Here is a 24,029-nt window from a genome sequence, read left to right on the forward strand (position 1 = left end):
GCGATCAGGCCTTTGCGTCTTCGAACACGGCGCCGATGGTGCGTTCGACCAACGGCAGCTTGAACGCGTTCTGTGAAGTGGTGCGGGCGCCGGCGAGGACCGCCGATGCGGTCGCCCTGGCGCCATTCGGCATCTGTGCCTCGGCAGCTTCGACGCGCCACGGCTTGTGCGCGAGGCCGCCAAAGGCAAGCCGCCCGCGCCCGCCCGGCTGGATCACGGCGGCAACCGAGATCAGCGCGAACGCATAGGACGCGCGATCGCGCACCTTCTGGTAGATGTGCGTGCCGCCGATCGGCTTGGGCAACGTCACAGCCGTGATCAGCTCACCGGGCGCGAGCGAGGTCTCGATGTTCGGCGTCGAGCCGGGAAGACGGTGGAAGTCCGCGATCGGGATGGCGCGAGTCTGGCCTGCCGCGTTCACCGTCTCGACCGTTGCATCCAGCACGCGCATCGCGACGGCCATGTCGCTCGGGTGCGTTGCGATACACGCCTCGCTCGTGCCCATCACCGCCAGGTTGCGGTTGAATCCGCCGATAGCCGCGCAGCCGCTGCCGGGCTGGCGCTTGTTGCAGGGCTTGGTGGTGTCGTAGAAATACGGGCACCGCGTCCGTTGGAGCAGATTGCCTGCGGTCGTTGCCTTGTTGCGCAACTGGCCCGAGGCACCGGACACCAGCGCGCGGCTGAGCACGCCGTAGTCCTTCCGCACACGCGCATCGGCGGCGAGGTCGGTATTGCGGACCAGCGCGCCGACGCGGAGGCCGCCCTCGGCGGTCGGCGTGATCTTGTCGAGGCCAAGGCCGTTGACGTCGATCAGATGCTGCGGCGTCTCGATCTGGAGCTTCATCAGGTCGAGCAGGTTGGTGCCGCCAGCGATGAATTTTGCGCCCGCCGTGCGGACTGCGGCGCTGGCGGCTTCCTTGGCCGAGGTCGCGCGTTCGTAGGTGAAGGCCTTCATGCCGTGCGCTCCGTGCCGGCGACGTCGTGGATCGCGTCGATGATGTTCGCATAGGCACCGCAGCGGCAGATGTTGCCGCTCATCCGCTCGCGCAGTTCGTCGGTGGTGACGGCAGGCTTTGCAGCGATGTCGCCGGTGACATGGCTGGGGATGCCCGCCTTGATCTCGCCGAGCGTCGCGACTGCCGAGCAGATCTGGCCGGGGGTGCAATAGCCGCACTGATAGCCGTCATGCTTGACGAAGGCCGCCTGCATCGCGTGCAGCTTCTCGGGCGTGCCGAGGCCTTCGATCGTCGTGATCTCCTCGCCTTCGTGCATGACGGCGAGCGTCAGGCAGCTGTTGATACGGCGACCCTCGACGATGACCGTGCATGCACCGCACTGGCCGTGATCGCAGCCCTTCTTGGTGCCGGTGAGCTTCAAATTCTCGCGTAGTGCGTCAAGCAACGTGGTGCGCGTGTCGACGGTCAGCTTGGTGGTTCGGCCATTGACCTTGAGCGTGACGGGCATGGTCGGCGGTGCCGATTGCACGGCGCCCTGCGTCTGCGCCTGCGCGCTAGGTGCCGCCGCGAGCGTGGCCGACGCGACACCGCCGGCGATCACGCCGCGGCGCGATACCGGAAAACCTTCATCCTGATGCATATAAACCCCTGTATATGTTAACCGAACGGACGAACCCCGGCAAAGTTGCGCCCCGTCGTGTCGGTTTTGTTCCGCTGGATTTATGGGCAAGGTATTGGAATGCGTACGATCTCTTCCGCCGTTTCGGTGCGGCTGTATCACCTCGACGACAGCGGCGAGGGGGGCGCGGCGACGACGCTGTTCTACGGTCCGCTAGGCGAGGCGCTGATCATCGCCGCGCTGCAGGAGGAGGACGTGCAGGCGGGACTGTATCTGGCGACGGAAAACGACGTCGTCGCGTATCTGGATCTGGAGGGCTAGCGCCGAGTTAGCGATCTAGCGCTGCTCTACCCCAATAGCACCACCCCGGCGAAGGCCGGGGTCCAATTGGAAAGGTGGCAATAACGGATCGCGATCCATCGTTAGCAACACCTCCCAACTGGGCCCCGGCCTTCGCCGGGGTGGTACTCTTTTCTCGGGGTCGTGTGCGTTTCTCTCGGGTTCGGTTACGTCCCCGGCGTAAATCCGTCGTCACGGTCCGGCGGGGTCGGGGCATGCACTTCGCTGCAGATCGAGCGTAGCGCGCCCTTCATCCCTTCCTCGAACGTTGGATGATAAATCGGCAGGTCGAGCACCTCGGTCGCGGTCCAGCCGCTCTGGATCGCCCAGGCGATCAGGTGCGCGCTGTGCTCGACCGCCGGCCCCGCCATCGTCGCCCCGGTCAGCCGACCATCGCGGCGATCCGCATAAAAGCGCACCAGCCCTGCGTTGCACGCCTCGACCTTCGCGCGGCCCTGGTCGTCATACGACGCGGTGCCGATCACGCTGTCGGCATCGTCGTCCTCCGCAATCTTGCCGATCACCGCGACGTTGGGGTGCGTGAAGGTGATCGCGAACGGCACGGTGCGCTTTCCCGGCATCACCTCGGGATAGCTCGCCGCGTTGCGCCCGGCGATCGTTCCCTCGGCCGACGCCTCGTGGAGCACCGCGCGGTCATGGTCGGCATCGCCGGCGATGAAGATCGGCGCAGTGCCGCACTGCATCGTCTCGCGGTCGAAGTCCGGCATGCCGTGGTCATCGAGCGCAAGACCCGTCGTCTCCAGCCCGATATCCTTCACCTGAGGCGGCCGTCCGGTCGCGACGAGCAGATAGTCGAAACGTCGTTCGCCCGACGCCGACCCGGTCCAGGCCAGCTTGACGCCGTCGCCATCCGGCTCGACCGTGAGCTTGACGCCGAGCAAAATCGGCATCTCGCGCGACAGGATCGCATGATACGCTTCGGCGACGTGAGGATCCTTAAGCCCGCCGATCGTCTTGCCGGTGTCGAACACCATCGTCTCGACGCCCAGCCGCGCCATCGCCTGCGCCAGTTCGAGCCCCAGAGCGCCGGCACCGATGACACCGAGCGATTTGGGCAGATCCTCCAGTTCGAAAATGCTCTCGTTGGTCAGCACCCGGTCGCGCACCGCGTCGAACATCGCGGGGATCGCAGGGCTCGATCCGGTCGCGATCACCACGGACTTCGCGTGGACCTCGCGGCCGTCGCTGAGTGACAGGATAGTCGCGCCGGCGAATTTCGCGCGTGCCTCGATCTTCACTTCCTCGGGCAGCTTGTCGATCGAAGTCTCGACGCCCGCGACGAACGCATCGCGCTCCTTCCGCACGCGCGCCATCACCGCGACGCCATCAACTTTGCCTGACGCCTCGATCCCGAACACCGACGCTTGCTCGACCGCATGCATCGCGTTTCCCGCCGCGATCAACAGCTTCGAAGGCATGCATCCCACGCTAGCGCAGGTCGTGCCGCCAAAGCCTTCGTCAATCAGCAGCGTCTTTGCACCGTTGCGACGCGCGCTGCGTTCGGCGGCAAGACCCGCGGTCCCGGCACCGATGATTGCCACATCACAAGTCAGCGTCGTCATAAGTCTCTCCGTTGCCGGAGAATTCCGGTGCCATAGTCAACGAAACCTTCGACGCCGCCCGGCCGTTCCGCACTGCAGCACATTCCCCGACGAAGGACGCTTATGTTAACGCTCCACCACCTGAACTACTCGCGCTCGATCCGCGTGCTGTGGCTGCTCGAAGAGCTCGGTATCGAATATGACCTCGTCAAATACGAGCGCGACGAGAATTTCCGCGCGCCGGCTGCGCTGAAGGCGATCCATCCGCTCGGCAAGGCGCCGGTGCTGGTCGACGGCGACCTGACGCTGGCCGAGAGCGCGCCGATCCTGTCGTACATCGACGCGCGGTACGGCGACCGCCGCTTCTCGCCGCCGATCGATAGCGATGCCGCCGCGATCCACGACGAGTGGCTGCAATATGTCGAAAGCTCGGCCGCGCTGCCGATCATGATGACGATGTTCGGCAAGCGGATGGGCGGGCTGCCCGACGGCCTGACCAAGTTCACCGGCCTCGAAGTGACCAGGACGCTCGACTATATCGGCGCAGGCGTCGGCGACGGCCCGTATCTGATGGGCGAGCAGCTGATGCTCGCGGATATCCAGATGTGCTACATGCTGGCGATCGCGGAAAGCACGGGGTTGCTCGTCGAGCATCCGGCCGTTCAGGCGTATCTTGATCGGCTCCGTGCCCGCCCGGCCTTCGTTGCCGCTACCGAGATCGGCGGCCCGCTGATGCCCGCCCGTCGCTGATCTCCGGCCCCGACATCCCGGCCGTTCGCCGGGATGTCGGGACCTAAGCTCACCGCGCCTTCAATCGGATCGCCTCGCCACCACCAGGGGCGAGTGGCAGGGTCAAAGTGTCGCCCTTGCGGACGGTCTTCGTCTCGATCGTGATCGAATGGCGCGCATCGGTCTTGTAGTCTGCGCCCGGACCATCACGGTAAATCTGCGCGGTGTAGCTCTTGCCGGCGTCGAGGAAATCGAGTGCGACCGTCAGCGTGCGCGGGTTTTCGTCGGTGACGCTGCCGAGATACCAGTCGTTCGACTTGCGATCCTTTCGAGCGAAAGTGACGTAGTCGCCGACTTCGCCGTTCAGGACGCGCGTGTCGGACCAGTCGGTCGGCACGTCCTTGATGAACTGGAACGCGGCGGGATACTTCGCGTAATTCTCGGGCGTGTCCGCGGCCATCACGACGGGCGAATACAGCACGACGTACAGCGCGAGCTGCTTGGCGATCGTCGACAGGATGTCGCTGTTGTCCGACCCCTTGAGGCTCAGCACGCCGGGCGTGAAGTCCATCGGCCCTTCGAGCATCCGCGTGAAGGCGAGGTTGGCCTCGTGCTCGGGCGGGTTCTTGCCGGCCCAGCTGTTATATTCCATGCCCCGCGAGCCTTCGCGCGCGATCCAGTTGGGATAGGTGCGGCGCAGGCCGGTGTCCTTGACCGGCTCGTGGCTGTCGATCGAAACCTTGTACTTCGCCGCCGTCGTGACGACCCGCGTGTAATGGTTCACCATCCACTGGCCCTCGTGCCATTCGCGGTGCTGCGAGCCATCGGGGTCGACGCGTTCGATCTGGCCGGCGTCGGTGACATAGCCGGTCTTGACCGCGGGAATGCCGTGATCGCGCGCATAGCCGAACGACCGGTCGAGCTGGCTGTCGTAGTGGCTGGCCGAGCCGCCGGTCTCGTTGTGGCCGATCAGGTACACGCCCTTCGCCTCGGCGTATTTCGCGAGAACGTTGGCGTCGAAGTCGGGGGTCGGCGTGTCGAACTGCATCGCGTTGCCATCGCCGAACCAGTCGCCATCCCAGCCGACGTTCCAGCCCTCGACCAGTACGCCCGGGATCTTGTTGGCGCTCGCGAAGTCGATGTAGCTCTTCACGTGCGCGGTGGTGGCGCCGTGCTGCGGACCGGTCGCCCAGCTCCACTTGCCGGTGATCATGTTCCACCACACGCCGACGAACTTGCCGGGCTTCACCCAGCTGACGTCGCCGAGCTTGTTCGGCTCGTTGAGGTTGAGCTCCAGGTGGCTCATGTAGAGGCCGGGTGCGTCGTCCGACAGGATCAGCGTGCGCCACGGCGTCGCGAACGGCCCGGTGCGCGTGACCTTCGGCGCGCCGGCGCCGGGGGTGAGGACCGCCTTCAGCGTGTTGCCCTCGACCTTGGCGACGTTCATCCCGGCATAGTCGGTCAGCGCCGCCTCGTGCAGCGCGACGTGCGTGCCGCTGGCGAGCTTCATCGTGATCGGCGTGGCGGCGGTGCCGACCCCGGTCAGCGGCGTGCGGTTGTAGAGATACTCCTCGCGGTTCCACTCGAACGCCGGCTTCCACCACGCGGTCGCATCCTCCGCGAACGCGAACTGCGTCAGTTCCTCGGCGATGTTGATCGTCTTGAAGTTCGGCTGCTGCGGAAATTCGTAGCGGAAGCCGACGCCGTCGTCCTGCAGGCGGAACACGACGTCGATCGCGCGCTTCAGGCGATCGGTCTCGACCAGGCGGACGCGCATCTCGGTATGGTTGTCGCGGATCGACTTCCACTCGCCCCAGGGCTGAGTCCAGGTCGAGTCCGCCTTGTTGCGGGTGATGCTCTCGATCTTGAGGTGACGGTCGAACTTGGGCGCGTCGGTGAAGAGGAAGCCGAGGCGCGACGGGCTGACGATCAACTCACCCTTGCGCGTGATGCTGTAGCTCGCCTTGCCCTCGCCGTCGGTCGCCACGGTGACGACGATGCTGCCGTCGGGCGAGGTTGCTATCGCGTTCGGGATCGTCGGCGCGGGCTGCGGCTTGATCGTCTCGTTGGAGGTCGGGGCAGGGGCAGCGTCCTGCGCGAAGGCGGGCGTCGCGATCAGCGCGGCGGAGAGCAGAAGGAAGGTCTTCATGATCATGCGATCCTTTCGGCGACGAGGGCCGCGTATGAGCCGAGGGTCCAGCCCTCTACAATGTTGACGGTATCGCGCACGCGCCAGCCGTCGGGCTGGGCAGGGCGCCATTCGGTGGGGTCGGCGGCCATGTTGAACACGCAGAGCATAGTCTCGCCATCGGCACGACGTTCGAACGCGAGCACGGAGGACGAGACCTCGACCAGCGTCAGGTCGCCGATCGCCAGCGCCGGGCTTGCCTTGCGCAGTGCGAGCAGGCGGCGGGTGAAGTGGAGCAGCGAGTCCGGGTCGCCTTCCTGACGATCGACTGCGAGCGCAGCATGATCGCCGCCGACTGGCAGCCAAGGCGTCGCGTTCGAGAAGCCGGCGTTGCGCGCGTCGGCGATCCACGGCATCGGCGTTCGTGCTCCGTCGCGCGACAGAGTCAGCGGCCAGTTGGCGATCGCTTCGGGATCCTGGAGCAGGTCGAACGGTACTTCGACCTGGGTCAGGCCGAGTTCCTCGCCGTAATACAGGAAGATGTTGCCGCGCAGGCAGACGAGCAGCAGCATCTTCATCCGCGCGAACGCGTCGCGGTTGCCGATGTCGACCCAGCGCGAGACGGCACGGGGGGCGTCGTGGTTCTCGAACGCCCAGCTCGGCCAGCCGAGATCGGCGTCCGCGGGCCATAGCAGGATCGCGTCCGCCACCGTCTTCGGATCGAGCGCGGAGGCGTAGAGGAAGTCGAAGCCGTACGCGCTGTTCAGCCGGGTGTTGCCCCGTGTGAAGAGCTTCATCTCGCGGTCGCTGTCCGCACCGCCGACCTCCGCCACGGTGAAACGGTCGCCGTATCCATCGATCAACCGCCGCAGTCGTTCGAGGAAAAGCGGGATGTCCGGATGGCTCTGGTTGTGGACATGCGCCTGGTAATCGAACGGCCGCGTCTTGAGGCTGTTGTCGCTCGCCGGCGGGTTATCGGTCAGCGCCGGATCATGCATCGTGAAGTTGATCGCATCGAGCCGGAAGCCGTCGACGCCGCGATCGAGCCAGAACTTCGCGGTATCGACGATCTCGTCCTGGACGTCGGCGTCGTGGACGTGAAGCTGCGGCTGTTCCTTCAGGAAATTGTGCAGGTAATATTGCCGACGGCGCGCGTCCCAGGTCCAGGCGGGGCCGCCGAACACCGACTGCCAATTCGATGGCGGGCTGCCATCGGGCTTGGCGTCGGCCCAGACGTACCAGTTCGCCTTCGGGTTGGTGCGCGACGAGCGGCTCTCGACGAACCAGGGATGTTCGTCCGACGTGTGGCTGTAGACCTGGTCGATGATGATCTTCAGCCCGAGCGCATGGGCGCGGGCGATCAGCGCGTCGAAATCGGCGAGCGTGCCGAAGATCGGGTCGACATCGCGGTAGTTCGCAACGTCATAGCCGAAATCCTTCATCGGCGACGTGAAGAACGGCGACAGCCACACGGCATCGACGCCGAGGCTGGCGACGTAGTCGAGATGGCGGGTGATGCCGGGCAGGTCGCCGATCCCGTCGTCGTTGGAATCCGCGAAACTGCGCGGATAGATCTGGTAGATCGTCGCGCCCTTCCACCACGGGCGATCCTTGGCGTGGTGATCGGCGGTAACCGGCAACAAGGCAGTGTCAGGCATCAACGAATCTCCGCGGCGCAGACGGCATAGCCGAACGCAGGCAGCGTCATCATGACACTGCCGGGTGCGGCTGCGCGTGGTGCGCAGGTGCCGGCGAGCGTGGCGAAACGGGTCGAGCCGGGCTCGACCTGCACCGGCAGTGTGAGCGGCTTGGCCGAGGTGTTGAATGCCAGCAGGATTTCCGCGCCGGTGGATGGGTCGAAGCGCGAGACGCCCAGCAGCCCCGGCGTTTCGCTCCGGCTGCGGATCAGCGTACGACCGCGCGTCAGGGCAGGGTGCGTGATGCGGACCTTCGACAGGTCCGCGATCTCGCGAAACAGCGGGTTCGTCTCGCCGAAGCTGTCGGTCGCAGTGGTCTTGGTCGTGCCGAGCAAGCGGTTGTCGTTGTAGACCGCCACCTTCGACGCGAACATGTCCTCCCGTGCGTCCTGATCGTTGCCGTCGCCGACGAAGCCCTGTTCGTCACCCGAATAGATCGTCGGCACGCCGCGCAGCGTCAGCAGCATCGCGTTCGACAGCAGGACGCGCTTGAGCACCTCGTCGTCGGACGCCTGCGGAAACGCCTTCCGCACGAACGTGGCGAAGCGGCCGTCATCGTGATTGCCGGTGAAGGTCGGCAGGATCGCCGCGGTGTCGACGCCTTTCGCGTAGAGCACGTCGCCATCAAGCAACGCCTCGAACGCGTCCGTCCCACGCGTACCGGCAACGGTCTCCACCACCGCCTGGCGGAACGCGAAGTCGAGTACCGCGGGCAGCTTGTCGACTATCGTGTGCTGCGCGAGCACCGCGGGGCGGATCTCGTGATCGGAGACTTCGCCGAAGATGTGGAAGTTGGGGATGCCGTTCGCCTGCGCCCGCGTCAGCATCGCCGGGACGAACTGCGCCCAGAATTCGGGGTTCACGTGGCGCGCGGTATCGATCCGGAAGCCGTCGACCTTGAACCGGTCGATCCACGATCCGATGATGTCGATCATGCCGCTCACGACGCGCGGGTTCTCGGTCATCACGTCGTCGAGCCCCGAGAAGTCGCCCATCGTCGAACTCTCGTTCGTGAAGGTCGAGTCACCGCGGTTGTGGTAGTAGATCGGGTCGTTGAGCCATGCCGGCACCTTCACCGTCCGCTCGGCGGCGGGCACGTAGGGCGTGTAGGCGTAGGTCGTATCGGTGAGCTTGGCGAAGTTCGCCGTTGTCTCGACGCCGTCGCCGACGAACCCGCCGTTGATCGCCTTGCCGCCAAGGCCGCCCTTGCGCTGGTACGGGTAGGTCGCGCGGTCGCGGTACGGGCAGGGCAAGCCGACCGAGCACTCGCGGTACTGGATCACGTCGGCGGTGTGGTTGATGATGATGTCCATATACACCTTCATCCCGCGCGCGTGCGCCGCGTCGACGAAGGCGGTCATGTCGGCGTTGGTGCCGAGATGCGGGTCGACCTGCGTGAAGTCGGTGATCCAGTATCCGTGATAGCCCGCGGACTCGTGGCCCGGCGAACCCTGCACCGCCTTGTTCTTGAAGATCGGCCCGAGCCAGATCGCGGTCGCGCCGAGATGCTGGATATAGTCGAGTCGCCTGGTCAGCCCCTTGAGGTCGCCGCCGTGATAGAAGCCCTTGGCGGTCGGATCATAGCCGGTCCTTAGACGATCGCCCGCGATCCCGCCGCGATCGTTACTTGGATCGGCATTCTCGAACCGATCCGGCAGGACGAAGTAGATCACCTCGTCCTGCGGCAGGCGCGCGCGATAGTCGGTTTTCGCACTCTGCGCCGTCGCTGGAATAGCGGTGGCGCACAGCAGCGCGGAGAGGATCAGCGACTTGATCATGGAGCGTCCTTTTGCGGGGATGTCGGTACTGCCCCATGATCGCCGCGCGCTGCACCCGAACCGGTGCGAAGCGCGCAGCGATCGGTCGGATCAGAACTTGAAGGTCGCACCGGCGAGGAAGCGGCGGCCATATTTCTGATAGTCGATGATCTCGTTCGTGTTGGTGCCATTGATCGTCACGAACGGCTCGTTGGTCAGGTTCTGGCCCTGCACATAGAGCGAGACGCCCTTCAGCATGCCGGTCGAGATGTCGTAGCCGAGCTGGCCGTCGATGATCATCTCACCCGCCGCGCGACGGCGAACCAGGTTCGCACCGAAGCCCGACAGCTCACCGACGAAAGTCGACCGGTAGCGCAGACTGCCGCGTGCCGAGAAACCCCATTTCTCGAAATAGGCGGTGCCGTTGGCGACCCAGCGCGAATAGCCTGGGATATCTTCCGCGCGGCCGCCCGGCGTCGGGACGATCTCGGTCTTGGTGTATGAACCACCGCCGGTCAGGCCGAAGCCGTCGAGCGCGGAGACGATCTCGCCGATCGGCAGCGTTCCCGCCAGCTCGACGCCGTAGATGTTGCCGCCAACGCCGTTGATCGGGACGGTCGCGGTGCCGATCGTCGGAACGGCGCCGGGCGCGTTCGACGGCAGCGGATAGCCCGCGTAATCGAAGCCGGGGTTCGCGATGGTGTACACGAAGCTTTTCAGCTGCTTGTAGAAGCCCTGCACCGCCAGATACCCGCGGTTGCCGAAATACTTCTCGACCGTGACGTCGTACGAGTTCGAGCGGATCGGGCGCAGATACGGGTTGCCGCCGGTGCCGGTCAGGATGCCCTGCGCGGCGTCATAGCCGTAGGCGAGCGCGACGCGCATATCGTCGAGGCGCGGACGCTGCATCTGGCGCGCCGCGGCCGCGCGGATCACGATATCGCTCGGGAAGCGCAGCGCCAGGTTCACGCTCGGCAGGATGTCGATATATTCTGCGCCGCGCGTCACCGGGATCAACCCGCCATTGGCGACGACGTTGCCCGACGACTTCTGATTGGTGAAGACTCCTTGCACGCCGGCGTTGCCGGTCAGCTCGGCCGATCCGATCGACTGTTTGATGTTCGCCTGCAGGTACGACGTCATGATCCGTTCCTGGATCGAATACCCCTTGGCGACGACATCGAGATTATTGTTGTTCGACGACAGCCGGTACACGCCGGCATCGAGCAGCGCAGTCGGATCGTAGCTCAGGATCGGGCCGAGCCCCAGATACGCCAGGTTGGTCGGCTTCAGCTGATACTGCGTCGGCAGCGTCTGCTCCAACGCACCGTTCGCGAGCTGCACGAGCGCCTCGTTCGGCGTCAGCGACTTGTTGCGATCGGTGTAGTTGAGGCCGAACTTGACGCTCGAGATCGGGCTGTCGAGTTCGCGCTCGATCTCGACGCGGTACTGCTTCAGATCGTCGACGATGTGGCGGTCGTTGTAATAGCCGGCCTGCACGTTCGCGCCGCCCCAGCCGAGCGGATCGGTCAGCCTGATCAGGCCCGGATCGGAATAGTTGAGCGTCGGGCTGAAGGCGGTCCCGGTACTGCCCGAGGTGAAGCCGATCGTGTCCTGCGCGCCGACGCCCTGACCATAGCCGGTCCCCGAATAGGTCTCGAGCACGGTCTCGTCGCGGGTCGTGCGCGACAGGCTCAGATCGATCTGCGCGTTCCAGCCATCGGCGCCTTCGTACCGACCGTTATAGCCGAACGAATAGAGCTTGGCCTTGCGTTCGAAGCTGTCGTTGCGGACGACACCCTCGACGCCGCGGAACGATCCGTTGGTGACCAGCCCGTTGGTGACCGTCGTTACCGACGGAATCGTCGTCGCTGCGCCGAAACCGAGCGGCAGTTCGATGCCGCGCTTGATCTGGTCGTCGTTGAAATCGGAGTAGAAGCCATCGAGCGTGGCGGTGAACTCGGGCACCGGCTTCCATTCCACCGTGCCCTGCAACCCGAGGCGCTTCAGGTTGGTCGAGGTCACGTAGGACTTGGAGCCGCCGATGATGTCGACGGGCTGATTGTTGAAGGTGCCGCCGGCATAACCCCAGGCGTTGAACTCCTGGATCTGGTACGGCTCGTCGAGATACGAGGCGGACAGCGCGACGCCGAGCGTGTCGTTGAAGAACTGATCGACGTAGGTGCCCGTGACGCGGTAGCCCTTGTCCTTCGAGCCCGCATTGAGCTTGCCGATATCGGCGTAGGTGCCGCGGCCGCCGACCGAGATCACGCGCTTGCCGTATTCGATCGGGCGGATCGTGCGAAGGTCGACGGTGCCCGACAGGCCCTGGCCGATCAGCGACGCGTTAGCGGTCTTGTAGACCAGCACCTGGTTGATGACCTCGGCGGGGTATTGATCATATTCGACCGCGCGGTTGTCGCCGGTCGACGTCTGCTCGCGACCGTTCAGCAGCGTGGTCGAGAAGTCGGGCGAGAAGCCGCGGATCGAGATGCTGTTCGAGCGACCGTTGACCCGCTGCGAGGTGAGACCGGGCAGGCGGGCGATCGACTCCGCGATCGAGGCGTCGGGCAGCTTGCCGATGTCTTCCGCCGAGATCGACTCGACGACCTGATCGCGGGACTTCTTTTCGGCGACTGCGTTTTCGAGGCTGCGACGGAAACCGGTGACGACGATTGCGGCATCTTCAGGCGTCCCGCCCGCATCCTGCACGGCGCCCGATACGGCCTGTGCGGTCGCTTCGTTCTGCGCCGGTGTTACGTCACCGGTCACGGCAGCGTTGTCGGCACGGCGCTGGGCGGCACCGGGTGCCTCGTTGGGATTGGCGGCGGTCGACGAACTCGCGGCAGGGTCGGGAACCTTGGTCCCGGCGTTCACGTCCTGCGCGAACGCGGTACCGGCGAACAATATCGCGACGCCAAGCGACGCGCTGCTGGCCGAAAGCTTCAGGATGGCGCGTGCGGCAGTAGCCGACGCACGAGTGCGAGCCGTCATGGTATTCCTCCCCTGGTCCCGGTTGGCGTCTTCGAGCGCCTCGGGCATGTAACTGTACCGTCATTGGAATTTTGTCGGGTCGAAGGGAAGTCGACTACATACGTATTCAATACGGCCGTTGCGGACGTGTTGCCCGCGCGCCACATATTCGATGGGGCCGAGGATGAAACCGACCGGCGTTGACGGCGCGTGCGTTCTGCGCTGTGTCTTGCCGGTACCGCCCGCCGATCGAGCGAGCACACCGAGGATGCCCGTCACGTGACCGCCCAGCGAAAGCTTCATGGCAAGCCGACATCGTTCGACATCGCGCAGCTCGCCGGCGTGTCGCAACCGACGGTGTCGCGTGCGTTGCGCGGCAGCCCCAGCGTCAACGCCGCGACCCGGCAGCGGATCGAGGCGATCGCCAGGCAACTAAACTATACCGTCGATCGCAGCGCCTCGAACCTGCGCAGCGGCACGACGCGGACGCTCGCGCTGCTGCTGTTCCGCGATCCGGCGCCCGACGAAACCGTCGTCAACCCGTTCTTCCTCGGCATGCTCGGATCGATGATGGGGGCGTGTGCCGAACATGGCTACGACCTGCTCGTGTCGTTCCAGCAATTCTCGAGCGACTGGCACATGGACTATGAGGATAGCCACCGCGCGGACGGGCTGATCCTGCTGGGCTACGGCGATTATGCCGATTACGAAGCGCGGCTGGTGCAACTGGTCGAGCAGGGCACGCACTTCATCCGCTGGGGATCGGTGCGGCCGGGCCAGCCGGGGCTGACGATCGGCTGCGACAATGTGGCGGGCGGTGCGGCAGCAGCGCGCCATCTGATCGAGCGTGGCCGGCGGAGGATCGCGTTTCTCGGCAGCGCGACCGATCATTATCCCGAGTTCAACGACCGGTATCGAGGATATGCTGCAGTACTGGGCGAGCATGGGCTGACGGTCGATCCGCGGCTTCAGGTCGAGGCGATCTCGACCGAGGACGACGGTACGCGGGCGGCGCGCGAACTTCTGCAACGCGGCGTAGCGTTCGATGCGATCGTCGCGGCGAGCGATCTGATCGCGCTGGCGGCGATGCGCGTGCTGGCGGGGGCGGGATTGAACGTGCCGTACGACGTCGCGATCGTCGGGTTTGACGATATCCCCGCCGCCAGTCTCGCCAACCCGCCGCTGACCACGGTCGCACAGGATACCGCACTCGCGGGGCGGCGGCTGGTCGAGATGTTGCTCGCGCGGATCGGCGATCGTTCGGTCGCCAGCACCGTGCTGCCCACCCAACTCGTGATCCGGCGGTCGTCGGGCGAAGGACCCAACTGAATGTCGACCGCTGCAAGGCAAAAGCCACGCCAGGGGTTCTGGGGCCTGTGGAACATCTCGTTCGGGTTCTTCGGGATCCAGATCGGCTTCGCGTTGCAGAACGCCAACGTCAGTAGAATCTTCCAGTCGCTGGGAACGAGCGTCGACGATCTCGCCTTCCTTTGGATCGCCGCGCCGCTGACCGGGCTGCTCGTCCAGCCGGTGATCGGCCATTACAGCGACCGGACCTGGGGGCGGCTCGGACGCCGGCGGCCGTATTTCCTGGCAGGCGCGATGCTCGCGACGATCGCGCTGCTCGCGATGCCGAACGCGCCGGTGCTGTGGGTAGCCGCCATCTTGCTGTGGATGCTCGACGGGTCGCTCAACGTCGCGATGGAGCCGTTCCGCGCGTTCGTCGGCGACATGCTCGGCAGCCGCCAGCGCACTGCCGGGTTCGCGTTCCAGACCGGTTTCATCGGCGCTGGCGCGGTGATCGGCAGCCTCGCACCGATCATCCTGACTGACGTGTTTCAGGTCGCCAACACCGCGCCGGCGGGCGGCATCCCGCTGTCGGTGCAATACGGCTTCTACATCGGCGCGCTGGCGCTGTTCTTCGCGGTGCTCTGGACCGTGCTGACCACTCGCGAATATTCGCCGGCGCAGATGGCCGCGTTCGAGGACGAAGGTGAGGTCGCGCCGCGCGACACGATCGTCGGGTCCAGCGCGAAGCTCGCGCCCGTCTGGATCGCGCTAGGCGCCATCGTGATCGCGGCCGTGGCTAAGTTCGGGCTCGACAAGCCGGTCTATCTGCTCGGCGGCGGGCTCATCGCGTTCGGCGCGGCGCTGCTGGTCAGTGCCGCGCTCGTCAGGTCCGGCCGGGAGGGCAACGTCCTAAGCCAGATCATCGGCGATCTCGGCACCATGCCGACCACGATGAAACAACTCGCACTTGTCCAGTTCTTCACTTGGTCGGCGCTGTTCATCATGTGGATTTACACCACGCCGATCGTCACGCAGCACGTGTTCGGGACGACCGACACGACCAGCGCCGCGTATAACGACGGCGCGAACTGGGTCGGCGTGCTGTTCGCGGTCTACAACGGCGTGGCGACGCTGTGGGCGTTCGTGATGCCGTCGCTGGCAGCGCGGATCGGTCGCCGGGATGCGCACATCCTCGGGTTGCTCTGCGGCGCGGCGGGGTTCGCGTCGTTCCTCGTGGTGCGCGACCAGTATCTGTTGATCGTATCGATGGTGCTGATCGGGATCGCCTGGTCGTCAATCCTGACGATGCCCTATGCAATCCTGTCCAACGCGCTGCCGCAGGCCAAGCTCGGCGTGTACATGGGCCTGTTCAACATCTTCATCGTCCTGCCGCAGCTAATCGTGTCGTCGGTGATGGGGCAGGTGGTCCGCACGTTCTTTCCCGGCGATGCGGTGTGGGCGATGCTGATCGCCGCGGGGGTGATGGGCGTGGCGGCGCTGGCGATGCTGCGGGTTCCGCGGAACGCCTGACGCCCTCCGTGATGCTGGGCTTGTTCCCGCATCCACTGTGCCGCGGGCTCACGGGCCGATCGATGCGCGGAACGGTGGATCCCGGAACTAGTCCGGGGCGACGGGATGCTAGCCGCCGAAGCTCCGCCCGCCGAAGCCGCCACCGAACCCGCCGCGCGAGATCACCGAACTGCGCGACTGGACGCGGGCAGGGGCCCTTGCCGTGGTCGGCGTGAACGCATCCGAACCTACCCGCGTCCGGCCGGTGACATAGTCGCGGTTGATGCGGCCACCTGCGCCACCATAATAATTGCCGTCGCGATCGCGGTACATCGGCGCACCGCGCGCGCCGAAGCCGCCGTTGAGCGCCTGTCCGACCAGGAACCCGGTCAGCAACGGCGTGAAGAAGCTCCCGCCGCTGCCGTTGTTGCGCGGCTCGCACTGTGCGGCGCCATATTGCTCCTCGCAGGTCTGGCGATCCTCGAACCGAGGCCCGGTCTTCGCCGCGTCGGCCTTGGCCTGCTCGAACGCGGTGTCGCACTGGACTGCCGACAACGCGCCTGCCGCGCGGCACTCCTGCACCGACGCATAGCTCTGCGCCTCGACGGGTTTGCCGCCAACATCGCCGTCGCACGCGGTCAGCGAGATGCCAGAGCCTGCGATCAGGCTGGTAAGGACGATCGATCTGGAACGCTTCATCGCTATGCCCCTCAGTTCGTCATGCAGGCGGCGTTGAGGATGCCGACGCACAGCGAGATGCTGCCCATATAGGTCGCCGCCGCGATTTCACCGCGGACGATCCGGTCGTTGAAGTCGCGCATCACGAAATGCTGGACCACCTGGAACGTGACGATCTGGATCACGCCGGCGAGCAGCGCCCACACCGCGAACTCGACCAGCGAAACCGTATGCGTCAGCGCGGACGCGAGTGGCAGGACATAGCCGAGCAGCGCTGCACCCAGCGTGATCGCCGCAGCGGTGTTGCCTTCGCGGATCAACGACTTCTCGTGATACGGCGTCGCGACCTGATAGACGATCTTGAACAGTATCGTGAACGCCCCGGCTGCGACGAACGCGATCAGGAAGGCGAGCGCACTGGCGCCGAAGCTGTATTGGTCGATCATGGCATTTCCCCCGGAGCCGTCTGCGCGCGACGCTAGGCCCTGAACTCGCCGAGTTCCAGTGCCATGCCCAGCATGATCTCGAACGAGACGTCGCCGGACTCGGTCTCCATGTCGATCGCGAGCAGCAATTCGCGGCCGTCATCGCCCGGCAGGTCGCGGCTGAACAGCATGCAGGTCTGGAAGATGCGGCGGTCGACGATCCCGTCGCGGTCGTCGTGAAGTTCCTCCCAGAACGTCACGGGCTCCTGCTCGCTCGCTTCGGGGCCGAACCATGCGCGGCTGTATTCTGGCAGTCCTTCGGCGGTGAAGGTGCGTACCTTGAGCCGGCTTTTCCACGCCGGACGCTCGGCGGCGGACGACGGATAGCTGCTGTCCCACGGTGCGAACAGCGTGACATCCGTCACGTCCTGCCCGTCGCGGTCGTTCGACACCGCCTGGAACATGATGTCGTCGTCGGTGTAGAACCGGTGGACGAAGCCGCCCTCGTTGAGGTCGATCAGCCCCTGCGCGACGATCACCAGCGTATCGCGGTCGAAAGGGAACAGGAGTTCGGACCCGAACCGGCGCCATGCGAGCGGATCGACCGTCACCGTCCGCCCCAGCGTGACGTTGCGGACGACGGGCAGGGCGTTGCCGTCAAGCGCTGGCTTGCGGCCGAACAGGCGATCGAACATGCAATCCTCGCGTCTCTTTGGTTGGCCTGCCTCTTAGGGCAAAGCGGGCGGGCTCGCAAAGCGCAACCCCCGTCATCCTGACGAAAGTCAGGACCCAGAGCCAACAGCGCCGCCCTCCGTGACCCTGGCTCCTGACTTTCGTCAGGATGACGGAAGTGGGGAGGGTGGCAGGCGCTCGCGAAAAGCCTATGTGTGCGGTCGAGCGACAAGCACGGGAGTTCTTGCATTGACCGACATCTGGACCGTCCGCAGCCTGAAGGCCGCGCTCGACACGTCCGAGCCCGCGAAAGCCGGCGAGTTTTCCGCGCGGATCCTGGAGGGCGCGGACCCGGTGCTGCTGGTGACGATGCACCACCACGGCGACCTCGAACTGTTCGTCAACGTCAGCGAGGCGCAGATCGCGTGCTCGACGTTGCTGTGGCCGTGTGACGAGCAGGAGGACCAGTTGGCGTTCAACACCTTCCTGCTGAAGTCGCAGAAGCTGGTGCCGCTGTCGAACTTCGGGATCGGCATCGTCGATGGCCGCGATTATTACGAGCTGTTCGGCGAACTCGCGACGTCGAGCCCGCTCGATACCGTGATCATCGAACTGCGCACGCTTGCCGAGAATGCGATCGATGCGGCCACCGACCTGCGCCACGCGCAGATTCCAGCCGCCTGATTTAGATACAAACGGAGAGACTGGCATGGCCATCTGGAGCAAGCTTTTCACCCTCGGTCGTGCCGGCGCGCACGAAGCCGGGGCGGCGGTCGTCGATGCGAACGCGCTGCGTATCCTCGACCAGGAAATCCGCGATGCCGACAAGGCGCAAGGCAAGGCACGCGACGATCTCGCGGGGCTGGTAGCGCGTCGCCGCATCCTCGAAACCGAGGTCGAGAGCTTCCGCGCGCAGGCGACCAAGTACGAGGCCTCGGCGCGGATCGCGGTCGAGAAGGGCAACATGGATCTCGCGCGCCAGGTCGCACAGCGGATCGCCGACCTTGAGCAGGACATCGCGCTGAAGTCCCCGCAGGTCGAGGACATGCGCGCCGCCGAGGAGCAGATCCACACCGCCGTCGCGCAGACCGATCGGAAAATCGAACAGCTCCGCCGCGAGGTCGAGGTCGTCAAGGTCAACGAGTCGGTGCAGAAGGCGCAGGCCTCGGTCGCGTCGGGCAGCATGGGTGCGGGCAACAAGCTGGGCTCGGCGGCGGACAGCCTCGCGCGTATTCGTGAACGCCAGGCGATCCGTGGCGAGCGGATCAAGGCGGCAGGCGAACTGGAAGACCGCCGCACCGGTGCCGATCTCGACGAGAAGCTGCGGCTCGCGGGCATCGGCCCCGGCCAGTCGTCCGCGGACGACGTGCTCGCACGCCTGACCGCACCGAAGACGCCAGAACTCGGCCAGACGCTGCAGATCGGGCAGCGCGACGACTCCAAGACGTCGGACTCCTGATGCGCCGGATCGCGGTCGACCCGCGCGGCGATTGGCGCGAGCGGGCCGACGCGATCGGGTTCGTCTATCACGACACGGATGGTGAACCATACTGGGACGAGGGCGCGGCATACGCCTTCACGCTGGCGGAGATCGAGGAGGACCTCGAGCCCGCCGCCGAACAGCTGCACGCGATGTGCCTCGATCTGGTTGACGAGGTGGTCCGCGACCAGCAATTGATGGAACGCCTCGCGATCCCGCGCGAGCAATGGAACTACGTTGCGGAGACGTGGCGGACGCGCCAGCCGTCGCTCTATGGGCGGTTCGACTTTGCCTATGACGGCACCGGACCGGCCAAGCTTTACGAGTATAACGCCGACACGCCGACCTCGGTGTTCGAATGCGCGACGTTCCAGTGGATGTGGCTGGAGGATCTGCTCGCGAGCGGTGCGTTGCCGGCCGGGACGGACCAGTTCAACAGCCTGTTCGACAAGCTGCGCGAACGCTTCCGTGCGCTGTTCCCGAGCGGCGGCTTCGTCCATTTCGCGGCGGACGCGTCGGCGATCGAGGATCGCCAGACCGTGCGGTTCTTCGAGGATCTGGCTTCGCAGGTCGGGATCGAGCCGAAGTTCGTCGAGATGAAGGACATCGGCCTCGCTGCCGACGGGCGCTTCGTCGATACCGATGGCTTCGAGGTGCAGGCCGCGTTCAAGCTGTATCCCTGGGAATTCATGCTCCGCGAGCCCTATGCGCCGAACCTGTCGCGCGCCGACGTGCGTTGGATCGAGCCGGCGTGGAAGTCGATCCTGTCGAACAAGGGCATCCTCCCGCTGCTGTGGGAGCGCCAACCCGAGCATCCGAACCTGCTCCCCGCGTTCTTCGACGACGATCCCGCCGCGAAGATCCTCGGGCCTAAGTATGTCCGCAAACCTTTGTTCTCGCGCGAGGGTGCGAACGTCGAGGTGATCGGCGATAGCAGCTACGCGGTGCTCGACCAGGGTTACGGGGCGGAGGGTGCGATCCGCCAGGCCTATGCACCGCCACCCGTGTTCGACGGCCGCCATCCGGTGATCGGCGCGTGGATGGTCGGCAACGAAGCCGCCGGGATCGGCGTTCGGGAGGACGACACGGTCGTGACGCGCAATCTCGCGCGGTTCGTGCCGCATATCATCGAGGCAAATGATGACTGAGTCGCGAGACCTGCCCCCGTTGCCGCCGATGGAGCGGCTGGTCGAACTGATGTTCGACGCCGCGCGGACGGGGCGGGACGAGATGATCCCGGCATTGTTGCAGGCGGGCGTCGACATCGAGGTGACCGATGCGAAAGGCTACACGCCGCTGGTGATCGCCAGCTACAACGGCCAAGCCGAAGCCACCGCGGCTCTCCTGGCGGCTGGAGCACAGGTTGATGGCGCAGCGGATGCGCGCGGCAACACCGCCCTGATGGGCGTCTGCTTTAAAGGTTACGGCGAAATCGCTCAGATCCTGCTTGATGCGGGCGCTGACGTGAACCGGCGGAACGGCGTCGGCCAGACCGCGCTGATGATGGCCGCGCTGGTAAACAAGACGACGATGATCGATCTGTTGTTAGAACACGGCGCGGACCCGGCGATCGTCGATGCGGCAGGGAACAGCGTGCATTCGCTATCGGTTTCGCAGGGTAACGCGGCGTTGGCCGCACGTTTCGCAACGACGGGTTAGCCCCCTACGCCACCACCCCGGCGAAGGCCGGGGTCCAATTGGAAAGGTTGCAGTAACGGCAAACTGCGCTTCGTTAGCGCCGTTCCCCAATTGGACCCCGGCCTTCGCCGGGGTGGTGAAGCCGGTCAAGGCGGTGCGGATCAATCCGCCCCATGCGTCTTTGGCAAAACCGCCCCGACATGCGTCTCGCCCCGAGCCTCGGCCAACCGCATCTGCCGCTCGCGCTCGGCATAGCCCGCGCGCTGCACCTCATCCCGCGCATCATGACACGCTGGGCAACTCACCCCCTCGACATACAGCGGCGAGCCACGATTCTCCACGCTCACCGGCATCCGGCACGCGTGGCACAGGACATGACTTCCCAACGCGAGCCCATGTCCAACCGTAACCCGCTGATCGAACACGAAACACTCGCCCTCCCAAAGGCTCTCCGCCGCGGGCACGGTTTCCAGATACTTCAGGATGCCGCCCTTGAGGTGATACACCTCGTCGAGCCCCTCGGCCTTCAGGAACGCGGTCGACTTCTCGCAGCGTATCCCCCCGGTGCAGAACATCGCGATCTTAGGCGGCGGGCCGTCCCCGACCAACTCGTTGCGATGCTCGCGAAACCACGCCGGAAAATCCCGGAATGTCCGCGTCTGCGGATCGACCGCGCCGGCAAACGTCCCGACCGCGACCTCATAGTCGTTGCGCGTATCGATCATGATCGTCCCCGGCTCGGCGATCAGCGCGTTCCAGTCCTCCGGCTCGACATAATGGCCGACGCCCTCCAGCGGATCGATCGCAGGCTCGCCCATCGTCACGATCTCGCGCTTCAGCCGCACCTTCATCCGATGGAACGGCATGCTCTCGGCGCGCGATTCCTTGACGTCGAGGTCGGCGCATCCCGGCAGCGCGCGGATATGCGCAAGCACGGCATCGATCCCCGCCTCGGACCCCGCGATCGTCCCGTTTATCCCCTCGGCGGCGAGCAGCAGCGTCCCCTTCACCCCGTTGGAACAGCACACGAGCGCAAGCGGCGGCTGGATCGCGGCGATGTCGGCGAACGGCGTGAAGCGGTACAGCGCCACGACGCGGATGGGGAGGGTTTCGGTCATCGGTTCATCGTGCAGGGAAGGAGGTGCGCTCCCTTAGCGCAAGTCGCCCCCCGCGTCAGCCTGCGGTAACGATCATCCCGTCGACCACCGCAACGGGCCAGGGTGTCAGTCGCGTTCCCCCGCACGGTCCGCCGACGCACACGCCGCTGTCGATCTCGAACAGTGCGGAATGCCAGCTACACGCGATCAGGTCCCCGCGCGGCGTGAGATACTGGTCGAGCACCTGCGCGAGCGGCAGTCCCATGTGCGGGCAGCGATCGACATAGCCGAACACCGCGTCGTCCTTGCGTATGACGAAGCCGTGGAAGCGGCCGGCGCGCATCTGCAGCACGAAGTTGCGGGCCTTGCCGTCCGCGATCGCGTCGAGCGGCGCGAGCTTAATGCCGCCGGGCGTCGCGGTCAGCCGTTCGCCGTCGCTCATGCGCGGTCGGCGTCCGGCTGCCGATCTGGGTGTGCAGCGGTGAAGGCGGGTAGGGCGCGGGCGTTCTCTGCTGCCGCCTTGAGCTTCGGGTAAGGCGAAAGATCGACCCCAAATCGCTCGGCCGAATACACTTGCGGCACGAGATGACAATCGGCGATCGTCGGTGTCTCGCCGAACGCGAATCCGTCACCATAGCGCGCGATCTGCGTCTCGAGCGCGGCGAAACCGTCGCCGATCCAGCGTGCGATCCAGCGGTTTACCGCTGCCTCGTCGGCCCCGAACTCGGTCCGCAAGGCGTTCAGAATACGAAGATTGTTCACCGGATGAATGTCGCAGGCGATCGTCGCGGCCATCGCACGGACGATCGCCCGGTCGTTGGCGCCAACGGGGAGCAGCGGTGGATCGGGATACGTCTCGTCGATCCATTCGAGAATCGCGGGGCTCTGCGTCAAGATCCGGTCGTCAGTCTCCAGCGCCGGAACGAGCTCCTGAGGATTGAGCGTGCGATACCCCGCCTCGCGTTGCGCGCCTTTGCGAAGGTCATGCGTGACCTGCGCATACGCCACGCCCTTCAGCGCCAGCGCGATGCGGACGCGGTAGGCAGTGGTCGAGCGCCAATAGCCGTGCAGCGTCAGGCTCACTTGGGCAGGATCGCTTTCGGGAAGTCGGACCAGACCGCGTCGTAATCCAGCTGCGAATGCTCGAGCGCAAAGGCGGTCGGCTTGTACGGCCAGCAGCTCTCCAGCATGAACGCCATCGTCCCGTCGATCTTGTGTGGCTTCAGGTCGGCCGCGCTCGCACCCTGCCAGCTCGCCAGATCCGGCCCGTGGCCCGACATCAGATTGTGCAGCGAAATGCCGCCCGGCGCGAACCCTTCGGCCTTCGCATCATACGCGCCGGTGATCAGCCCCATAGCCTCGGACATAATGTTGCGGTGGAACCACGGCGGGCGGAAGGTGCCTTCGGCGACCATCCAGCGTGGCGGAAAGATCACGAAGTCGGCGTTTGCGCGGCCGGGCACGTCGCTCGGCGAGGTCAGCAGCGTGAAGATCGACGGATCGGGATGATCGAAGCTGACGGTATTGATCGTGTTGAACCGCGACAGATCGTACCGCCACGGCGCAAGATTGCCGTGCCACGCGACGACGTCGAGCGGCGAGTGATCGAGCGTGGTGGTCCACAACGACCCCATGAACTTCTGGACGACCTCGACCGGCTCGTCACGGTCCTCGAACCACGCAACCGGCGTCTCGAAATCGCGCGGGTTGGCGAGGCCATTGGCGCCGATCGGACCGAGATCGGGCAGGCGGAACAGCGCGCCGTGATTCTCCGCGACATAGCCGCGCGCTTCGCCATCGGGGAGTTCGGCGCGGAAGCGGACGCCGCGCGGCACGAGCGCGATCTGGCCGGGGGCGATGTCGATCCGGCCGAGTTCGGTCAGCAACCGGAGCCGTCCGGCTTGGGGGATGAACAGCAGTTCGCCGTCCGCATCCATGAAGACGCGCGAAAGCATGTTAGTGTTGGCGGCGTAGACATGCAGCGCCACGCCTTCGAGATCGGCGGGATCGCGGTTGGCCAGCATCGTCGTCATGCCGTCGATTAAATCAGTGCCGGGGGCGGGCACCTCGATCGGGTCCCAGCGCAAGCGGTTGGGTGCTAGCGGCGCGTCGGTCGTGCCGGGCGCGAACCGCTTGGCGCCGGCATAGCGCTCGAACGGCGGATGCTCCGCGGTCGGGCGCATCCGGTAGAGCCAGCTGCGGCGGTTCTCGTGTCGGGGCGCGGTGAACGCGGTGCCGGAGAGCTGCTCGGTATAGAGACCGAACGCGGGGCGCTGCGGCGAATTGCGACCGATCGGCAGCGCCCCGGGGATTGCCTCGGTCGATACGTGGTTGCCGAAGCCGGGCTGGTACGCCGCTTTGTCTTCAGTCTGGCCGGCGGTTTCATTGGCTGCGTCGACTGGCTGGTGAATTGTCATGGCTTCCTCTCCGTCACCTGTTCCGATCAACGCCCGAACCGCCGGCCGTTCAAACTCTTATTT

The 24,029-nt window shown here is 65.6% G+C and carries 23 protein-coding genes; 8 read left to right on the top strand and 15 right to left on the bottom strand.

Annotated features, from left to right (window positions below):
* Positions 1-4 precede the first annotated feature (4 nt).
* Both ASF09_RS06295 and paoA read right to left on the bottom strand, forming a co-directional pair.
* Complete coding sequence (locus ASF09_RS06295; protein WP_060525410.1) at positions 5-955, bottom strand: FAD binding domain-containing protein; 951 nt, start codon at positions 953-955, stop codon at positions 5-7.
* Positions 952-1,596 (bottom strand): aldehyde dehydrogenase iron-sulfur subunit PaoA, encoded by a 645-nt coding sequence (gene paoA / locus ASF09_RS06300; RefSeq protein WP_060525411.1) that lies wholly within the window; start codon positions 1,594-1,596, stop codon positions 952-954. Before paoA ends, ASF09_RS06295 begins: the two co-directional genes overlap by 4 nt.
* 99 nt (positions 1,597-1,695) lie before the next feature.
* Between paoA and ASF09_RS06305 the strand changes: the two genes are divergently transcribed.
* Positions 1,696-1,896 (top strand): hypothetical protein, encoded by a 201-nt coding sequence (locus tag ASF09_RS06305; protein WP_060525412.1) that lies wholly within the window; start codon positions 1,696-1,698, stop codon positions 1,894-1,896.
* Between the two features lie 185 nt (positions 1,897-2,081).
* Here ASF09_RS06305 and ASF09_RS06310 read toward each other — a convergent pair whose 3' ends face one another.
* Positions 2,082-3,497 (bottom strand): dihydrolipoyl dehydrogenase, encoded by a 1,416-nt coding sequence (locus ASF09_RS06310; RefSeq protein ID WP_060525413.1) that lies wholly within the window; start codon positions 3,495-3,497, stop codon positions 2,082-2,084.
* A gap of 102 nt (positions 3,498-3,599) precedes the next feature.
* On the opposite strand from ASF09_RS06310, the gene ASF09_RS06315 reads away from it, so the two are divergent.
* Positions 3,600-4,226 carry a glutathione S-transferase family protein gene (locus ASF09_RS06315; RefSeq protein WP_060525414.1) on the top strand — a complete coding sequence of 209 codons (627 nt, stop codon included), beginning with the start codon at positions 3,600-3,602 and terminating at the stop codon, positions 4,224-4,226.
* Positions 4,227-4,275: 49 nt separating this feature from the next.
* On the opposite strand, the gene ASF09_RS06320 is transcribed toward ASF09_RS06315, so the two are convergent.
* From ASF09_RS06320 to ASF09_RS20220, 5 genes are all read right to left on the bottom strand, one after another.
* The gene (locus ASF09_RS06320; RefSeq protein WP_082444158.1) at positions 4,276-6,354 is read right to left on the bottom strand and encodes a glycoside hydrolase family 97 protein; all 2,079 of its coding nucleotides are present in this window, start codon (positions 6,352-6,354) and stop codon (positions 4,276-4,278) included.
* A 2-nt stretch (positions 6,355-6,356) separates the two neighbouring features.
* A complete protein-coding gene (locus ASF09_RS06325; RefSeq protein WP_060525415.1) occupies positions 6,357-7,991 on the bottom strand; it encodes an alpha-glucosidase family protein in 1,635 nt (544 codons plus the stop codon).
* The gene (locus ASF09_RS06330; RefSeq protein ID WP_060525416.1) at positions 7,991-9,808 is read right to left on the bottom strand and encodes an alpha-amylase family glycosyl hydrolase; all 1,818 of its coding nucleotides are present in this window, start codon (positions 9,806-9,808) and stop codon (positions 7,991-7,993) included. The genes ASF09_RS06325 and ASF09_RS06330 overlap by 1 nt, the downstream gene beginning before the upstream one ends.
* A 90-nt stretch (positions 9,809-9,898) precedes the next feature.
* Entirely contained in the window at positions 9,899-12,781 is a 2,883-nt protein-coding gene (locus ASF09_RS06335; RefSeq protein ID WP_060525705.1) for a TonB-dependent receptor, read from the bottom strand.
* Positions 12,782-12,841: 60 nt separating this feature from the next.
* Entirely contained in the window at positions 12,842-13,063 is a 222-nt protein-coding gene (locus ASF09_RS20220) for a hypothetical protein (protein ID WP_156359240.1), read from the bottom strand.
* Here ASF09_RS20220 and ASF09_RS06340 point away from each other — a divergent pair.
* Positions 13,040-14,089: a LacI family DNA-binding transcriptional regulator gene (locus tag ASF09_RS06340; RefSeq protein ID WP_060525417.1), complete on the top strand. Its 1,050-nt coding sequence runs from the start codon at positions 13,040-13,042 to the stop codon at positions 14,087-14,089. The genes ASF09_RS20220 and ASF09_RS06340 overlap by 24 nt on opposite strands.
* Entirely contained in the window at positions 14,090-15,580 is a 1,491-nt protein-coding gene (locus tag ASF09_RS06345) for an MFS transporter (protein WP_060525418.1), read from the top strand. It begins immediately after the preceding gene.
* 108 nt (positions 15,581-15,688) lie between these two features.
* Here the strand turns inward: ASF09_RS06345 and ASF09_RS06350 are convergent, their stop codons facing one another.
* Genes ASF09_RS06350 through ASF09_RS06360 form a run of 3 tightly spaced genes read right to left on the bottom strand, consistent with a single transcriptional unit; the run spans position 15,689 to position 17,357 of the window.
* Positions 15,689-16,258 (bottom strand): DUF1190 domain-containing protein, encoded by a 570-nt coding sequence (locus tag ASF09_RS06350; RefSeq protein WP_060525419.1) that lies wholly within the window; start codon positions 16,256-16,258, stop codon positions 15,689-15,691.
* Positions 16,259-16,269: 11 nt separating this feature from the next.
* On the bottom strand, positions 16,270-16,683 hold the full coding sequence (locus ASF09_RS06355) for a DUF350 domain-containing protein (RefSeq protein WP_060525420.1): 414 nt from the start codon (positions 16,681-16,683) through the stop codon (positions 16,270-16,272).
* Positions 16,684-16,715: 32 nt separating this feature from the next.
* Positions 16,716-17,357, bottom strand: a complete 642-nt coding sequence (locus ASF09_RS06360) for a DUF2491 family protein (RefSeq protein WP_060525421.1) — start codon at positions 17,355-17,357, stop codon at positions 16,716-16,718.
* Between the two features lie 226 nt (positions 17,358-17,583).
* Between ASF09_RS06360 and ASF09_RS06365 the strand changes: the two genes are divergently transcribed.
* The 4 genes from ASF09_RS06365 to ASF09_RS06380 are packed head-to-tail and all read left to right on the top strand — an operon-like array spanning position 17,584 to position 20,473.
* Positions 17,584-18,018, top strand: coding sequence for a YjfI family protein (locus ASF09_RS06365; protein ID WP_060525422.1), 435 nt, complete (start codon positions 17,584-17,586; stop codon positions 18,016-18,018).
* Positions 18,019-18,043: 25 nt separating this feature from the next.
* Complete coding sequence (locus ASF09_RS06370) at positions 18,044-18,793, top strand: PspA/IM30 family protein (RefSeq protein ID WP_060525423.1); 750 nt, start codon at positions 18,044-18,046, stop codon at positions 18,791-18,793.
* A complete protein-coding gene (locus ASF09_RS06375; protein ID WP_060525424.1) occupies positions 18,793-19,962 on the top strand; it encodes a glutathionylspermidine synthase family protein in 1,170 nt (389 codons plus the stop codon). The genes ASF09_RS06370 and ASF09_RS06375 overlap by 1 nt, the downstream gene beginning before the upstream one ends.
* Positions 19,963-19,990: 28 nt before the next feature.
* Positions 19,991-20,473, top strand: a complete 483-nt coding sequence (locus ASF09_RS06380; RefSeq protein ID WP_235529685.1) for an ankyrin repeat domain-containing protein — start codon at positions 19,991-19,993, stop codon at positions 20,471-20,473.
* 140 nt (positions 20,474-20,613) lie between these two features.
* Here ASF09_RS06380 and trhO read toward each other — a convergent pair whose 3' ends face one another.
* From trhO to hmgA, 4 genes are read right to left on the bottom strand one after another with little or no spacing between them, the layout of a single operon-like run.
* Entirely contained in the window at positions 20,614-21,570 is a 957-nt protein-coding gene (gene trhO / locus ASF09_RS06385) for an oxygen-dependent tRNA uridine(34) hydroxylase TrhO (RefSeq protein ID WP_060525425.1), read from the bottom strand.
* A gap of 55 nt (positions 21,571-21,625) precedes the next feature.
* Complete coding sequence (locus ASF09_RS06390) at positions 21,626-21,991, bottom strand: Rieske (2Fe-2S) protein (protein ID WP_060525426.1); 366 nt, start codon at positions 21,989-21,991, stop codon at positions 21,626-21,628.
* On the bottom strand, positions 21,988-22,632 hold the full coding sequence (maiA, locus tag ASF09_RS06395; RefSeq protein ID WP_060525427.1) for a maleylacetoacetate isomerase: 645 nt from the start codon (positions 22,630-22,632) through the stop codon (positions 21,988-21,990). Before maiA ends, ASF09_RS06390 begins: the two co-directional genes overlap by 4 nt.
* On the bottom strand, positions 22,629-23,966 hold the full coding sequence (gene hmgA, locus ASF09_RS06400; RefSeq protein WP_082444113.1) for a homogentisate 1,2-dioxygenase: 1,338 nt from the start codon (positions 23,964-23,966) through the stop codon (positions 22,629-22,631). Before hmgA ends, maiA begins: the two co-directional genes overlap by 4 nt.
* Positions 23,967-24,029: the final 63 nt, after the last annotated feature.

The organism is Sphingomonas sp. Leaf242, from assembly GCF_001422045.1.
GTDB lineage: Bacteria > Pseudomonadota > Alphaproteobacteria > Sphingomonadales > Sphingomonadaceae > Sphingomonas.

Bases quoted from the DNA above. Each gene is read 5' to 3' on its own strand.
- ASF09_RS06295 (WP_060525410.1), bottom strand. From the start codon at position 955: ATGAAGGCCTTCACCTACGAACGCGCGACCTCGGCCAAGGAAGCCGCC.
- paoA (WP_060525411.1), bottom strand. From the start codon at position 1,596: ATGCATCAGGATGAAGGTTTTCCGGTATCGCGCCGCGGCGTGATCGCC.
- ASF09_RS06305 (WP_060525412.1), top strand. From the start codon at position 1,696: ATGCGTACGATCTCTTCCGCCGTTTCGGTGCGGCTGTATCACCTCGAC.
- ASF09_RS06310 (WP_060525413.1), bottom strand. From the start codon at position 3,497: ATGACGACGCTGACTTGTGATGTGGCAATCATCGGTGCCGGGACCGCG.
- ASF09_RS06315 (WP_060525414.1), top strand. From the start codon at position 3,600: ATGTTAACGCTCCACCACCTGAACTACTCGCGCTCGATCCGCGTGCTG.
- ASF09_RS06320 (WP_082444158.1), bottom strand. From the start codon at position 6,354: ATGAAGACCTTCCTTCTGCTCTCCGCCGCGCTGATCGCGACGCCCGCC.
- ASF09_RS06325 (WP_060525415.1), bottom strand. From the start codon at position 7,991: ATGCCTGACACTGCCTTGTTGCCGGTTACCGCCGATCACCACGCCAAG.
- ASF09_RS06330 (WP_060525416.1), bottom strand. From the start codon at position 9,808: ATGATCAAGTCGCTGATCCTCTCCGCGCTGCTGTGCGCCACCGCTATT.
- ASF09_RS06335 (WP_060525705.1), bottom strand. From the start codon at position 12,781: ATGACGGCTCGCACTCGTGCGTCGGCTACTGCCGCACGCGCCATCCTG.
- ASF09_RS20220 (WP_156359240.1), bottom strand. From the start codon at position 13,063: ATGAAGCTTTCGCTGGGCGGTCACGTGACGGGCATCCTCGGTGTGCTC.
- ASF09_RS06345 (WP_060525418.1), top strand. From the start codon at position 14,090: ATGTCGACCGCTGCAAGGCAAAAGCCACGCCAGGGGTTCTGGGGCCTG.
- ASF09_RS06350 (WP_060525419.1), bottom strand. From the start codon at position 16,258: ATGAAGCGTTCCAGATCGATCGTCCTTACCAGCCTGATCGCAGGCTCT.
- ASF09_RS06355 (WP_060525420.1), bottom strand. From the start codon at position 16,683: ATGATCGACCAATACAGCTTCGGCGCCAGTGCGCTCGCCTTCCTGATC.
- ASF09_RS06360 (WP_060525421.1), bottom strand. From the start codon at position 17,357: ATGTTCGATCGCCTGTTCGGCCGCAAGCCAGCGCTTGACGGCAACGCC.
- ASF09_RS06370 (WP_060525423.1), top strand. From the start codon at position 18,044: ATGGCCATCTGGAGCAAGCTTTTCACCCTCGGTCGTGCCGGCGCGCAC.
- ASF09_RS06375 (WP_060525424.1), top strand. From the start codon at position 18,793: ATGCGCCGGATCGCGGTCGACCCGCGCGGCGATTGGCGCGAGCGGGCC.
- ASF09_RS06380 (WP_235529685.1), top strand. From the start codon at position 19,991: ATGGAGCGGCTGGTCGAACTGATGTTCGACGCCGCGCGGACGGGGCGG.
- trhO (WP_060525425.1), bottom strand. From the start codon at position 21,570: ATGACCGAAACCCTCCCCATCCGCGTCGTGGCGCTGTACCGCTTCACG.
- ASF09_RS06390 (WP_060525426.1), bottom strand. From the start codon at position 21,991: ATGAGCGACGGCGAACGGCTGACCGCGACGCCCGGCGGCATTAAGCTC.
- hmgA (WP_082444113.1), bottom strand. From the start codon at position 23,966: ATGACAATTCACCAGCCAGTCGACGCAGCCAATGAAACCGCCGGCCAG.